Raw genomic sequence first — 14,515 nt, forward strand, 5'->3', positions numbered from 1 at the left:
AATGGCTTCCTAAAACCCAATCTTCCCCTTACGCGTATTTGGCTTCTGCTCGGCGGCCCAGTCGCGCATGTCGGCGAGTTCCTTCTCGAAACCACCGGATAAAATCGGGAAGCGGCACCAGGAACGGGGATCGAGATTGTGATCGTCGAGGTGGAAGCTGGGGGCGTAGCGTTCGCGTTTCCACTGATTGCGGCTCCAGAGTTTGAAGAATCGTTCGACCCAGAGTAGCAGTTTTTCGCGGTCGTGTACACCTGCATAACGTACTTCCACAATACGTAATACGTCCACGGGTGGCTGCTTATCGCGGACAGCTGCCTCTTCGATGGAGTTCAGTACGTCGTAGGGCATCAGATCGTCTTCGTCGGTCTGTTTTTTGTCCAGCGGACGTAGTTCGGCGGTGGGTTGCAGGTTATTCACGGCACTCAATCCGTTCACTTTTATTAACTGGTCGGATGAGTTCGGATCAGAAACGGAACCAGTTCGGTCGGCGGGGGTCCATTCGTTTTTCACGTTCAGGCCAACCGTTTCGAGCCAACGTAGCCAGCCGCGTAGAAAATGCTTGTCGATACCCGTAATCGGTGAAATACTGCCCGCCGTATCACCATCCATCGTCGCATAACCGACAGCGGCTTCAGAGCGGTTCGACGTACTGAGCAATAGCGCGTTGTTAATGTTCGCCATCATCCAGATACCCGGAGCCCGTACCCGCGCCTGAATATTTTGCAGTGCTACGTCGTCGGTATCCCAGGAAAGTTTCCGACCCAGTTGTTCTTCAATCAGTCCGCGATACGTATCAACCAGGCCATTGATGTTGATATTCAGGAACGTAGCACCAATATCGTCGGCCAGCATTTTGGCAGAATTGAACGTATCATCCGACGAGTTTTCGGTACCCTGATACATGACTGTCAGCAACTTACTAACCATCTGCTCCGACGTAGTACAATCCTGAATCGCTTTTATATAACTCAATTTCTTTTTAACTCCCTCAATACCAATATTTTCAATCGCCATTCGAATCATCAGAAACACCAGAGCCGCAATGGCCGACGAATCAGCGCCCCCGCTCAACGACAATACGTAGCCCTGCGAGCGACTTTTCCGCAGGTAATCGAACAGTCCCAGCGCAACAGCACGCGCAAATTCTTCTTCCTTCAGATACCCGCCACGTTCCCAGGCTTCGAGTTCGGCTTTCTGTATAACTGGCGCAACATCAGGCCAGTCGAAACGGTCTGTTACGCGCAGATTTGGGTACGCCAGGGCAAGATTACCCCGGTTCTGGGTCTGACTCAGGCGGGTAGCATCCACGTCGATTACGGCTGGCACAATCAGGAAATCTTCGTAGCTCAGCCGCGCTCCCGACACCAGCAGTTCGCCGTTGGAAGCCACCATTGCATCGCCGTCGAAAATGATACGTCCTGATTCGTTGCCCAACATGTTCGCATACACGTAGCTCACGCCAAACGCCCGCGACCCATCCACCACAAACCGTTCCCTAACCTGCGATTTCAGAAAAGCAAAATGGCTGGCCGTGGGATTCAGAATAATATCGATCCCTCGTTCATAGAGCATCCGGCCAGGGCGGTTCGATACCCACGCATCTTCGCAAATCTCGAACCCAATCCGCACACCCGACAGGTCGAAAACAATATCCCCAAACGGGTACATGAAATCGCCGATTTTTATTTCTTCGCGCACATACGCCGGCCACGGCTGGAACCAGCGTGTTTCGTAATGCACGCCGTTATTCGCCATATTCTGCTTCACTGCAAAACCCAGAATCCGCTTATTAGCGATCAGACAAGCCACATCGAACGTGCGGTTATTGTGACGTAATGGCAACCCAACCGCCACCGCAATATCGTTCGTATGTTCCACGATATCGAGCAGTGAAGCAATGGACTGATCGATGGTATTTTGGGCAAAAAAGGCATCCTCACAGCCATAACCCGAAATACATAACTCCGTCAGACACAGCAAACTGACATTCTGACGTTGTGCTTCGGCAATGGCATTGATGATGTTTTGTTTATTGGATTCCCAAGCAAGTGGGGTTTGATTCAGGACACCAGCGGCAATTTTGAGGAGTTTCATGTTTAATGAGTGAAATCGGACCGCCGAAGCGGAGCGAATGAGAGAAAGCGCGAATATTTAGCTTCCGCCTTTCTGATTCAGCATAAAATATACTTCTGCAAGAATAACAAAAATGCGGGGGAAATGGGTTTATAAACGTAATACCTGGGCCTTAATTTGTGATGGCTCGCAACGTCTGTCACAGGTAGGGCCATGTCGAAATTTTGAGAAACTGTCTGAAAAACCCCTAAATCCCCTGAAGGGGACTTAACTCGCACTCGAACAAAGTCCCCTTCAGGGGATTTATGGGTTTTTGAACGAATTACAAAATAGTTTTCAGACAGCTTCTGAGCTCGACTTTAGCTGTTTGAAAAATGCTTATAGCCGTTTCCTGGATGGATAGGCCACGTTGGTGATTTATTTTTGAACATCTGCTCTAGAATGAGGGTATTCAAAAATTTAGCAAGTACGTATTTAGGCCTATACAAGCCAATTTAGGGCATTCTCGAAAGGCTAAAGTCAAGCTGAGAAAAAAACTATTTTCGGTTAGCCATTAGATCTCACCATTTAGCTCATCGACTTTCATTTGACGACGTACCACATTGAAGACGAACGTAACGGGTTAATAGAACCTCAATCTGGTGCGTTAACGGTATCGGCTGGTTTGCTCCACTCGGTTGCTAATAAACCAGATTGATAGCAATGACGGATTTCAGTACGTCCGTTTTTAGCCCTCAATGTGCAGGAGAAAGAATGTAGAGCATTTATACTTCGAGGCTGGACCAGTAGCTTATTATTGACTTAGATGTTAAAACAATAGCCTATAAATTTAGCTTTTCCCGGTGATAGCAAATTCATTACTTCGTAAATACGTAACGTTATGGCAGATAAAACACTGAAAAAAGTTGAAAAAGAGTACGAAGGACAACGTATTACTGGCAATCAGGATAATGGCACGGGCCACGGCAGCACAGGAAATGGTCGTAGTTCTACCTCCCATAAAAGCTCATCTAAAGGCAACCATAGTGCAGGAGGCTCTACGGGTGGCAGCAAATCTGGTCGTAGTAAATAGGTAGCATAGTTTGGATAAATACCCAGCAAGGTCTGCCAATGGTGGGCCTTGCTCTTTTAGAAACATTAAGTTAGTAAGACTGCACAATTCACATTAGCTGACTTACAAGGCTATTTTTATCTAACTATTGAACAATGATTCAGATCAATTCATGGTTCACGCTGGGTCTGACAGCACTGCTATTTTTCCTCACTATTTTCGGTCGGTATGTCCTGTTTTCGCTTGTGTTCTGGTGGTTATTTACCCGTTCCAAAAGCGGTTATCAAGCTATTCGAACAGCTCAGCGTCGTTCTGGAAAGTCAAATCAGCAGTGGCGGGAAATTGGCTGGTCAGCGCTGACGTCGCTGGTTTTTACCGGTATTGCCGTTGGTGTTATGCTCGCGTATCAAAGGGGCTACACCAAAATCTACACGGATATTCATAGCTATGGCTTGATCTGGTATCCGGTGAGTATTAGTCTGGTACTCCTTATTCATGAAACCTATTATTACTGGCTCCACCGCTGGATGCACAAACCGGGTGTGTACAAGTGGGTTCATAAAACGCATCACGACAGCCTGATTACCACTCCCTGGTCGGCCTTTTCGTTTCATCCGCTTGAGAGTACGTTGCAAGCCATTGTGATTCCGGCACTGACGTTCGTGCTGCCTCTTCATAGTACAGCCGTCGGTTTGATTCTGATTATCATGACTTTATCGGGAGCCATCAATCACTTGAATGTTGAAATCTACCCGCATGCGTTTGATCGGCACTGGCTGGGTCGATGGCTGATTGGCGCCACGCATCACAGCCTGCACCATAGCCAGTTCCGCTATAACTTTGGGCTTTATTTTACATTTTGGGACAAATGGATGAAGACGGAAAGTCCAGATTTCCACCAGCTCTTTAGTCAGAAAAGTGTTAAAAGTGACCACTGAAAAAACCGTTAAAATCAATTCCGTTACGTTACCTACTGCCGAACTTTTGTAAACGTCCACCAGGCCCATTGCCTCATTGCAACCAGAAAAATCGTCCGCTTTTTCGGTCGGTTGGGTTACGAATCGTAAGACGCTTAAGTGCGAATCAACCAAATTTCTCCACTAACCGATGCTTCTGATGAGGTTAGTAAAATCAGTTTAACAAACGATGGCAACTACAGATATTACCCAAATGCAGGACCCGCGCCAACAGTATCCCGTACCTCCCTTCAAACAGCAACAGCCGATAGAACCTCCTGGAGAGGAATCAGAAATGAATCCCAAGGCCGATTACGGAGAACATTCGTACCGGGGAAGCGGAAAATTAGCGGGACGCAAAGCGCTAATAACTGGTGGGGACAGTGGCATCGGTCGAGCCGTGGCACTGGCATTTGCCCGCGAAGGAGCCGACGTACTGATAGCTTATAATGAAGAAGATAAAGACGCTCAGGAAACAGTACGTTTGGTAGAGAAGTCGGGTCAGAAAGCCATTGCCGTAAAAGGAGATATTCAGCAGGAGAGGCATTGTCAGCAACTCGTTCAGCGAGTTATTGATGAGTGGGGCCAACTGGATATTTTGGTCAACAATGCCGCTTTTCAAATGTCCCATCAATCCATTGCTGAATTTTCGGCCGAAGAGATTGATCGGACGTTTCGGACTAATGTCTTTGCGATGTTCTACCTCTGCAAAGCAGCGATGCCGCACCTAAAACCCGGCGCTTCCATTATTAACACGACGTCTATTCAGGCGTACGATCCAAAACCGCAATTGCTTCCCTATGCAGCCACAAAAGCTGCGATTGTCAATTTTACCAAAGCCTTTTCCGAAGAAGCAATGCAGCAGGGTGTTCGGGTCAATGCAGTTGCTCCCGGTCCCGTATGGACGCCCTTGATTCCATCGACCATGCCACCCGAAAAATTTGAAGAATTTGGAGCCGATACCCCACTGAAGCGCCCCGCCCAGCCAGTCGAATTGGCTCCTGTATACGTACTACTGGCGTCGCAGGAAGCGAGCTATATTACCGGTATGATTTACGGCGTAACTGGTGGCCGACCACTGGCTTAAAGCCATGTCAACTGATACGTATCGTCAATATTGATCTGACGGCAGAAGTTGTGACTCAGAGCGGTTTCTTTGTTTTCCATGTCATAGTTGGACTATTGATGGTACAAATTTCCTGGAATGCAGGAAACGAACCAAGCCATTAATTTTTGACTTATGCTAGTAGAGCAAATCTATTTTTCATCTAATCACAATCAGCATGAAAACCATTGCCCTGCATGGATTCGGCCGTATCGGACGGCAATTTCTCCGAGTTGGTCTTAGTAAGAGCTTGTTTGTTCCCACGTCTATTTCGGATATTCGCGATGAGCCTACCTTGGCCGCTTTGTTTGAAGTGGATACCAATTACGGTCGCTGGCAGCAGCCCGTTTCTGGAAGTGAAGGCTCGCTTATCATTGGTGACCAGACCATTCAGTATATCAATTCGCTAAAAGAAATTCCAGATTGGGCAGCTCTCGGGGTCGATCTGGTCGTTGACTGCACGGGCAGGGCGACCAATCGGGCCGGTGCCCAGGCGCACATCGATCGGGGCGCTAAATATGTACTCGTTAGTGCCCCCAGTAAGACGTTGGCTGACTGTGATGCGGTGCTCCTGAAAGGAATAAACCTGGATGACTTTGACCCGCAAAAGCATAAGATTATTAGTATGGCCAGCTGTACTACCAATGGTCTGGCGTCTCCTGTCAAAGTGATTAAAGAGAATTTTGGTATACAGTATGGCCTTTTTTCGACCGTTCACTCCTATACAAACACGCAATCGCTTACTGATCAGCCGATGAAAGACCGGCGTGATTCATGGGCTGCCGCCGAGAACATCATTCCTTCTTCGTCAGGAGCCGCCCGCGCCCTGCAATTCATTTGGCCGGATCTTAAGATTACAGGTAAGGCCTATCGGGTTCCCACGCGCACGGGCAGTATTGCCGAATTAAACCTGATTACTGAAAAATCCTGTACTGTGGAGGAAGTCAACGATGCGTTCCGTAAGGCTGCCGCCGAAGGTCCACTAAAAGGTGTAATGGCTGTATTGGAAGGGGAATGGGCATCGTCTCGCATTGTGGCTGACCCTCATTCGTCTCTGATTGATCTACCACTAACGGCCAAAGAGGGCAATTTGCTATCGGTGGCTTCCTGGTACGATAATGAATGGGGTTTCTCAAACCGATTAGCTGAAGTGGCGGCTTATATTGCCGATCGGATTTAATGAAAAGAATTATCTGGTGGTTGCTTACTACACATCGTGTTGAGTAATCACCAGATAATGAACGTTCATGTATAGGCCTATATCCTATCAGGCGACCAGTTACGAAAATCTCCGATTCCAATCCGATCTACTGAAAAGCATCACCCAACTAGTTCGTAACTGCTTATTACAGTTGCTTTTACACTCATCTTTCCGAGTGCTGACGCTACGTCGACGTATCAATAATCAATGTCAATGGAATGTGACGTAGCAGCTCGGCCACCTACCCATAAGCTCGTAATCGTATGCTGATCCAGATAGAGTTGGGCCGTCAGCACACTAGGCGATGGGGACGGCATCAAATGCCCTTGCTCGACCAGGAAAGTTGTTTTTGGTGATTGGATGTAGCGGAACAAGTAGCAGGCCAGCGGACCTGCTGCCATACCCGTAGCAGCTTCTTCAGAAATACCATACCGGGGGGCGAACATTCGCGCGCCAGCGTCGCGTCCTGATTGCTGCACGTCTGGGGAGAAAACGTAGTACCCGACGAGGTCGAGTTGTTCGCTGATACGTTCAATAGCATCCAAATCCGGTGCTACGTTCCGAACCGCTCCAGCCGAACGTAGCGGAACAATCATAAACGAATTTCCGGTGTTGACCACTACCGGAACCTGCCCATCAATCAAATCAGTGGCAGACAAACGTAATGAGTCCAGAATCTGCTGTGTGCTTAAGTCGGCAATAACCTGGTCGGGGGGCGTAAAGGTCGGTGCCCGCTGCTCCATGAAAGCCTGATTATCCTCCAGGCGAATGCCCCGTACGCCATCTACTGTTTCCATCGAATTGTGGCCTTCCTTCAGCATTCCCTGTTGGGCGAGGTATGAAAACGTAGCGATAGTAGCGTGGCCGCACTGTGCGATTTGACGTACCGGCGTAAAAAATTCCAGCTTAAAGTCAGCTACTATTGAGGCAGAAACAAAGGCGGTTTCCGAAAGGCTAACCCGGGTGGCAATACGTTGCCGGGTTGCCGGGTCAAAAGCATCGGCGTTCAGTACGACGCCAGCCGGGTTTCCGCCCCGACCGGCGTCTACGAAAGCCTGAACGACAGGAATGGTCAATCGAGGCATACTATGGAACAAAACAGAACAAAATAGAAAGTTGACTAACACTAATAAGTATACGTAGTGGTTAACGTACCAGCTCTTACGCGACTCACTTTCTGAGTAGGTAAGCCCTGTTTGTTATACGTATAGGTGGCCGTTTCGCGGCTGATTTCGCGACCGTCTTTATAACGTATCACTTTGGTACAGAAGTTATTTCGATGGAAGGTAACGCCCGGTAAGAACGGAAATTCGGCCAGCAGATTTTCAACCTGAATTCCGTTGTCGTAATCCTCAAACGAGGTGGTCGTCTCCAGGACGTAGCGAAACTGCGTGTCCATGACAAAGTCGGAAATCAAGCTCAGATTGCCCCGACTGTCGTATTGATACGTTCGACGAGTGGGAGGTGAACCATCATCTCGTCGCTGATCAATGGCAATCAGGCGATTATCACCGGAATAGCTGTAGGCTCTCAGCACCAGTGGTTCTCCTTTTCCGTCGTATTCTTCCGTAGACAGTACTGGCCCTCCTGCATTGTCTCCATACAGGTAAACAACATAGCCCCCTCCTACTGTATTGACACGGTATAAACGCCCATCGAGACCGTGCAGAAACTGATACGTCGACCGTCGAACAGCACCCGTTTCCTGATCAACTACATGCTGGTTTACATACTGAACCGGCTTTCTAGCTGCATCGAACTGAATCATCTGATAATCGGTATCAGTCCGGGCAATCTTAAGGGTTTTAAATACGCCAACCTGGCCGTCAGGTCCATCTGAATTCCCTGGTTTACTGATGATTGAATCGTTTGATGGATGCCCAATGCTGCCCGGTTCGTTCGTTGGACCAACCCGATGCTGGCAGGCTTGAATTAGCAGTTCGCCCAATAGGACAATAAGAATATATACGAGAATTGCAGCGTGTTTACGGGATTCGGTTGGCAACGAGTGCAGCCGTTTTCCCTGGAATTGTAACTTTTTCATGGCTGGATTATTTGAAATGAATCAAACGCTTTTGAGGTGTTTTGTGGACAAAATTATCTCCAAAGGCAATGATTTAGTTGGTTTTGTAGTAGCGTAGTTCTCCGCTTTCGAAACAGGTCCGACCGCCGTTGTTTGTGAGCGTACCGGCCCAGTTCGTGAAGGTCTGTGGATATAACTTGGCAGCTTCGACGTCATGCGCAAATACGTCGTTGTTATAGACCTTGCCATTCGCCGGATAGAACCGAAAAACCATTTCTCCATCGCTATCCAAATCAATCTCAAACGTGCCATTTTCCTCAACTCGCTGGGTGTCTTCTGAGGTATACGTAGCCGTCGATGCCGTTACAATGCTCCAGCCGGTGCCATCGGCATTGATGTGGAAGACCGATCCCAGCGACCAGGCAGGTACGGTATGACCGTTTCGGCTGACGATGTTGGAACTACTGACGCTGGTGTACGTCCATTCGCCGACTAACTTGGTGGGAACAGTTTTCCGGGGGCCGTTCCCATAGTTGCCGGGCTGAACGCCATCTTTAGGCTGGCAGGCTATGCCGATCAGTACCAGAAACGTTAGCGCGAATAAACTGATCCAGGTTAACGAAAGAGCCGATTTCTTCCTGATATAGTTTGGAAAAACCAGGCCGCCGTTCACGGCCTGGTGAATATTGTTCATTGATTGTTGTTTCATGTTTATCCGCCAAAGCGGTTTTTATTTGTTGCTGATTGCTAAAAATTCATCAATCAACGCAGCAAACGTACTGAGTATCAGCAGCAGCGAAACCTATAGATCGTTCAACTGGCAAAAAGACGATTTGAAGCGTAGAAATTGGATGTTAAACAATTGCTCGATCAGGCCATTACGGGCTCGCGAGTTTCGATCGTCTTGTGGGTTGGGCGAATCAGTAGCCGATCAACCGAGTAACGTCCGCTACCTACGATCAGCAAGGCGAGGCTCATGCCGAATATCAAAAGGTCCATTTCAATACCTTCGCCCTGCTGATTACCAAACCAGTTCATCGAGAAACCGTACGGCAGATGAACCGTCAGCATCGCTCCCAGCATCACCGCGAACGTACCAAGTGCGCTGACCCGTCCCAGGAAACCAACCAGCAAGCCAACTGCCCCAATGGTTTCAATCACAATGGTAAGAAAGCCGATGATCCAGGGTATATGAATGGTGTCGGTGAAGAATTGCATGGTACCGGTGAAGCCGTAGCCCCCGAAAATACCGGCCGCTTTTTGCAGACCGTGGTAAAGCATAACTGTGCCCAATGGCAAACGTAGCAACAGACCCGTTACGTTGTTTTGGGTCGCAATGAGTTTCTGGAACATGGTTGTATGTGGTTAAAAATGAGTTGAAATGAGATTGGCTTAGACAGCCGCTACAGGAGCGGGAACGGAATCATAGAAGAATTGCTCGCGAACGATTTTGTCACCGCGCCAGTGCTGCACCGAAACCTGCGTGTAGTTTTTCTCGCCCCATTCCCGGTGCGTGTAATCGTAGTGCCAGACCACCATCGTTACGTTGTCGCCGACTGTTACGTCAAGAGCACGGATGGCGCGTAAATCTGTTACGTTGCCAAAGAATTCCAGTTCGCGCTGGCGGTTGGCCGTTTTGCCAATGGTGGGCGGCAGGGCATTTTCCTGCATGACGACCTGCTCGTCATAGTACTGTTCGAAGGCCTCCATGGCTTTACCCTGGAGCACAAGTTGATTAAGATTGCGGATGTTTTGGAGGAGTTTGTCCATTGCTTTGTTTGTTATAGTTGTCAGTTTGTTTTGACACCACAAAGCTACGGCAGCCCCTTGCCAGGCTTCCTTGACGTAGTTTAGGAAATGATCTTGATGTAGGTTAAGATGTTGTTTACCACCTACGACTTCCGCGTAGCCATCTGTTTGCGCATCCGGCTGAGAAATTCTGGCGTAAAGCCCAGATACGAAGCAATCAGGTGTTGGGGTACGCGCTGGTCAAGGCCGGGGTAGCTCCTGATGAAGTTATTATAACGTTCTTCGGCCGTCTGACTGATGGTAGCAATGACGCGCTTCTCCGCCGACACAAACGCCCGCTGGGTGAGAATACGAAAGAATCGTTCGAACTTGGGCACCCGTTCGTACAACTGATCGAGCGATGCCTGATCGATCTGTAGCAGTTCGGAGTCTTCCAGCGCGTCGGTGTTGTAGGCCGCTGGCGATCCACTCAGAAAACTATACAGGTCGCCTGTCCACCAGTTTTCCACGGCGAACTGTACAACGTGTTCCCCTCCGCGCTCATCCACGAAATACGTCCGCAGGCACCCTTTCACCACGAACGAATCGTACTTACAGACGTCTCCTGCCTGTACTAAATACTGCCGCTTACGTAGCATCTTGTAACGTAGCAGTGACGTAAAATAATCGACTTCGGCTGGTTCGAGATCGATGAACTGGCCTATATGAGCGAGGATAGCGTCGTACATAGTGCTAGAAAGAAGAAAATTATCCGAGTTTACCGCTTCAATTACCTATGCCGCCTGGGTACGTTAAATTCGACGCTTGGGCCTGAATTCCGCTCAATTCGGTGTCAGTTCGTTTCCAGAAAACCGCAAGGACAGCCAGTTTTGTCGTATTAAAAGCGATCACAACTACTATGAACACAAAACTCGTCCTTTTCTGCCTATTATTTATTTGTCCGTTACTAACACATAGTCAGACGCTTACGCCTGAGCAATTACGTGCGGATCTGGCTTACTTCCGAACTGCATTGAACGAAGTTCATCCGGCTACATACCGCTATACACCCAAAGCGAAATTCGATTCGCTCTATGCAGCGGTAGCCGCTCAATTAAACCATCCGTTAACACAACATGAATTTTACGTAACGATGACGCCTTTACTAGTGGCGTTACGTGACGGCCATATCAAATGGCTTTTGCCGGGAAAGGATGAACATTACCCTTTCTTCAGCGACAAACTGTTTCCCGCAAAATTGTATTTTCTGGATAATAAAGCCTGGATTGTAGGCAATTACGGAACTGATACGTTACCCATCGGGGCCGAAGTGCTGACGATCAATGATCAACCTATAGCTACCGTACTACGCAAACTTCTGCCCAACATGACCTTTGCCGATGGAAACACCAAAACGGGTAAATACGAAGATTTAAATCATTTTTTTTCTGGATTTTATGCTACGTACATCGGTGCTCCAACCGTACACAAACTAACGTATCGAGCTGGCGACGTAACACAAACGGTAGAACTCCCCGCCGTGTCGCTGGCTGCGATTACTACGTATAACGAACGTCATAAACCCAGTCCGCAGCCAGCCCACCGTGTTACGTTCAACGATAGCACCCGCACTGCCGTTCTAACCATTGAGCGATTCTGGACCGAGAATAATGAGCAGAAATTCAATACGTTTCTGGCCGAAACATTCCGACAAATTAAGGCAAAGAACGTAGCAAATCTGGTTCTGGACCTACGTAACAACGAAGGCGGGGAAGAAAAGTATGGTGTCTGGCTGTATCGATATCTGGCCCAGAAGCCATTCCGCTACTACGAACGTATCAGAGTCCGCCAAAAGAAAGCCTACTCGTTTCCGGCCTGGACGCCCAAACTGTATCGGATGTTTCGATGGCTGGCGGTACGTAAGCGGGCCGATGGGTACGTGTTTACGAAGCAGACGGGCTTGAAACGTCATTCACCCCAACGCGACGCTTTCGGAGGAAAGCTCTACGTACTCGTTAACGGAGGAAGTTTCTCGGTAACTACAGAGTTAGCAGCAAGAATCCATGCAGACAAACGAGCTACCTTTCTGGGTCAGGAAACGGGCGGGGCGTATGAAGGAAACAGCAGCGGTATTTTTACCATCACGCAACTGCCAAACTCAAAAATAGACTTTGGAATTCCGATGTTCGGATACTATATGGCTAACCTTCCGGCAGGTTTGCAAACCGGGCAGGGTATTCGCCCCGATCATGTGCTGACACCCACCATCAACGACGTACTGAGCGGTACTGATCGCACGATGCACTACGTCCGGCAACTGATATGGGCCAATCAGGAAGCGGCTTTGAAGCGCTAGTAGGTTATTTTAACGCGATTTTACGGTTCAATGGATAAGCTGAACGACAAGTGGTTACGGGTGATTGCCATTCTGGTAGTGGCGGTGGTTGCAAATTTTGTGTTCTACCAGCCCGACAACGACGTTCAGCACATCAGCTGGCTTAAGGGCCTGCTTATCAGCCTGATCGAATGGATCATTCTGCTGGAAGTCAATCGGCAAGGTATTCGGGTCGCCCGTCGGTATTATCCCCGGCTGGCTCAGACCAGGCAACGTATCGCCCTGGAATTGAGCTGGTTCGTGGCCGCTACGGTCGCCCACCGGGTTATCGTCACGTATATCTACGACGTAACGCATTTCTGGGGGTATCCGCTGCCGGGTGGTACGTACTGGGTCACTACGTTGGTGTCATTCCTGTTTACGCTACCGGTTGCGGCCATTTACGAGGGCCGTCATCTGTACCGGCAATGGCGCATTACGTATTACGAAGCCGAACAACTGAAGCGGGAAAACCTGCAAAGTCAGCTTGATTCGCTCAAGGCTCAGATCAATCCTCATTTTTTGTTCAATAGCCTCAGTACGTTATCCTCATTGGTGGCCGAAGACCCGAAGCAGGCCGAGCGGTTCATTGAAGAACTGGCGTCGGTATACCGTTACCTCCTGCAAACCAACCACGACGACCGGGAGGCTGGTGGTGCGGCATTCCGATCAGGAGCGAACCAGCATCTGACAACGCTGGAGCAGGAGTTGCAGTTTATCCGGGCGTATTTTCATTTACTGCAAATGCGATTCGGCCGCAGTATTGAACTTGATATTGCCGTTGATGAACGTTATTATAACTTTTTGTTACCTCCTCTTACATTGCAACTGCTTGTTGAAAATGCCGTTAAGCACAATACGGCTATGCCAAACCGCCCCCTGCTCATTCGATTGTATACCGACGAAGCAAGGAATCTGTTTGTCATGAACAATCTGCAAAAAAAAGCGAATGCGGTGCCTTCAAACCAGATGGGCTTACGTAACATTGCCACTAAATATCGCTTGCTAAGGCAGGCAGAGGTCGTAATTAAACAAACTGATACGATTTTTCAGGTAATGATTCCGCTTATCGAAGTAACCCCACCTGAGTTTACTGATCAATAAGCTCAGCCAACGTAACAGACAAAGAAGTTACGGTTTACCAACGATGTGTTACGTATGAAGATACTAATCATTGAAGACGAAGAAGCCACTGCCCGCAAACTCCAGCGGCTACTGGCCGACGTTGAACCGACAGCTACGGTTGTTGGGCAATTGGGAAGTGTAGAAGAATCGGTAGCGTGGCTGCGAACGCATGATACTAGCCACCCGTCCGCGCCCGACCTGATTCTAATGGATATTGAACTGGCCGACGGGCAAAGCTTTGAGATTTTTAAACAGGTCGATGTTAATTGCCCGGTCATTTTCACGACGGCTTACGACGAATTTGCGCTTAAAGCGTTCAAAGTCAACAGTATCGATTACCTGCTCAAGCCGATTAAAGAAACGGATCTCCGGGGCGCACTCACCAAACTTCACAGCCTGAAAGAAGTATTGACAGACAAACCCAACAGCGTACAAACATCATTGGTGAATCTATTGCAGCAGCTTGCCGAACAATCTGTTACAGGGCAATTCTCAGCACAATTGCCGTTCCGGAATAATTCATCCGAGCGTCGGTCTGAGCGAGACCGCTTTTTAGTGAAGCAGGGGCAACGGCTGTTTTCAGTGCCTATCCACGAAGTATCGTATTTTTTCAGCCGCAATAAAATGACGTTTCTAAAATCGAACGACGGGCATGAGTGGCTGATCGAATACACAATGGATGAATTGGAACACATGCTTGATTCACAGCGATTTTTCCGACTCAATCGGCAGGTTATTGCCGAATTGCAAGCCATCGGGCAGGTGAATATTTATTTTAACGGAAAACTAAAAATCGCGCTTCAACCGGCTTTTAGCGAAGAAGTGCTGGTCAGTCGTGAGAAAGCGGGCGAATTTAAGCGGTGGCTGGGCGAATAACTG

The 14,515-nt window shown here is 48.6% G+C and carries 14 protein-coding genes; 7 read left to right on the forward strand and 7 right to left on the reverse strand.

Annotated features, from left to right (window positions below):
- Positions 1-9 precede the first annotated feature (9 nt).
- Positions 10-2,094, reverse strand: a complete 2,085-nt coding sequence (gene nadE / locus IC229_RS20665) for an NAD(+) synthase (RefSeq protein WP_190888917.1) — start codon at positions 2,092-2,094, stop codon at positions 10-12.
- 859 nt (positions 2,095-2,953) lie between these two features.
- Between nadE and IC229_RS20670 the strand changes: the two genes are divergently transcribed.
- The 4 genes from IC229_RS20670 (at position 2,954) to IC229_RS20685 (ending at position 6,365) form a co-directional block, all read left to right on the forward strand.
- Positions 2,954-3,145, forward strand: a complete 192-nt coding sequence (locus tag IC229_RS20670; RefSeq protein ID WP_190888918.1) for a hypothetical protein — start codon at positions 2,954-2,956, stop codon at positions 3,143-3,145.
- Between the two features lie 134 nt (positions 3,146-3,279).
- Positions 3,280-4,062 (forward strand): sterol desaturase family protein, encoded by a 783-nt coding sequence (locus IC229_RS20675; RefSeq protein WP_190888919.1) that lies wholly within the window; start codon positions 3,280-3,282, stop codon positions 4,060-4,062.
- Between the two features lie 208 nt (positions 4,063-4,270).
- Positions 4,271-5,167 (forward strand): SDR family oxidoreductase, encoded by an 897-nt coding sequence (locus IC229_RS20680; protein ID WP_190888920.1) that lies wholly within the window; start codon positions 4,271-4,273, stop codon positions 5,165-5,167.
- Positions 5,168-5,363: 196 nt separating this feature from the next.
- Positions 5,364-6,365: a type I glyceraldehyde-3-phosphate dehydrogenase gene (locus tag IC229_RS20685; protein ID WP_190888921.1), complete on the forward strand. Its 1,002-nt coding sequence runs from the start codon at positions 5,364-5,366 to the stop codon at positions 6,363-6,365.
- Positions 6,366-6,583: 218 nt separating this feature from the next.
- Here the strand turns inward: IC229_RS20685 and IC229_RS20690 are convergent, their stop codons facing one another.
- The 6 genes from IC229_RS20690 to IC229_RS20715 all read right to left on the reverse strand — a co-directional run bounded on the left by IC229_RS20690 (position 6,584) and on the right by IC229_RS20715 (position 10,886).
- A complete protein-coding gene (locus IC229_RS20690) occupies positions 6,584-7,471 on the reverse strand; it encodes a PhzF family phenazine biosynthesis protein (protein ID WP_190888922.1) in 888 nt (295 codons plus the stop codon).
- Between the two features lie 41 nt (positions 7,472-7,512).
- Positions 7,513-8,430, reverse strand: a complete 918-nt coding sequence (locus tag IC229_RS20695) for a hypothetical protein (RefSeq protein WP_190888923.1) — start codon at positions 8,428-8,430, stop codon at positions 7,513-7,515.
- A 73-nt stretch (positions 8,431-8,503) separates the two neighbouring features.
- Entirely contained in the window at positions 8,504-9,118 is a 615-nt protein-coding gene (locus IC229_RS20700; RefSeq protein ID WP_190888924.1) for a hypothetical protein, read from the reverse strand.
- A 161-nt stretch (positions 9,119-9,279) separates the two neighbouring features.
- Complete coding sequence (locus tag IC229_RS20705; protein WP_190888925.1) at positions 9,280-9,762, reverse strand: DoxX family protein; 483 nt, start codon at positions 9,760-9,762, stop codon at positions 9,280-9,282.
- Between the two features lie 39 nt (positions 9,763-9,801).
- Positions 9,802-10,179 carry a nuclear transport factor 2 family protein gene (locus IC229_RS20710; RefSeq protein ID WP_190888926.1) on the reverse strand — a complete coding sequence of 126 codons (378 nt, stop codon included), beginning with the start codon at positions 10,177-10,179 and terminating at the stop codon, positions 9,802-9,804.
- A gap of 122 nt (positions 10,180-10,301) precedes the next feature.
- On the reverse strand, positions 10,302-10,886 hold the full coding sequence (locus IC229_RS20715; protein WP_190888927.1) for a Crp/Fnr family transcriptional regulator: 585 nt from the start codon (positions 10,884-10,886) through the stop codon (positions 10,302-10,304).
- A 170-nt stretch (positions 10,887-11,056) separates the two neighbouring features.
- Here IC229_RS20715 and IC229_RS20720 point away from each other — a divergent pair, with 170 nt between their 5' ends.
- From IC229_RS20720 to IC229_RS20730, 3 genes are read left to right on the forward strand one after another with little or no spacing between them, the layout of a single operon-like run.
- Entirely contained in the window at positions 11,057-12,493 is a 1,437-nt protein-coding gene (locus IC229_RS20720) for a S41 family peptidase (protein WP_190888928.1), read from the forward strand.
- A 30-nt stretch (positions 12,494-12,523) separates the two neighbouring features.
- The gene (locus IC229_RS20725) at positions 12,524-13,615 is read left to right on the forward strand and encodes a sensor histidine kinase (RefSeq protein WP_190888929.1); all 1,092 of its coding nucleotides are present in this window, start codon (positions 12,524-12,526) and stop codon (positions 13,613-13,615) included.
- 54 nt (positions 13,616-13,669) lie between these two features.
- The gene (locus IC229_RS20730) at positions 13,670-14,512 is read left to right on the forward strand and encodes a LytR/AlgR family response regulator transcription factor (RefSeq protein WP_190888930.1); all 843 of its coding nucleotides are present in this window, start codon (positions 13,670-13,672) and stop codon (positions 14,510-14,512) included.
- The last annotated feature ends 3 nt before the right edge of the window (positions 14,513-14,515 follow it).

Origin of the sequence: Spirosoma profusum (assembly GCF_014699005.1) — a bacterium.
Classification (GTDB): domain Bacteria; phylum Bacteroidota; class Bacteroidia; order Cytophagales; family Spirosomataceae; genus Spirosoma; species Spirosoma profusum.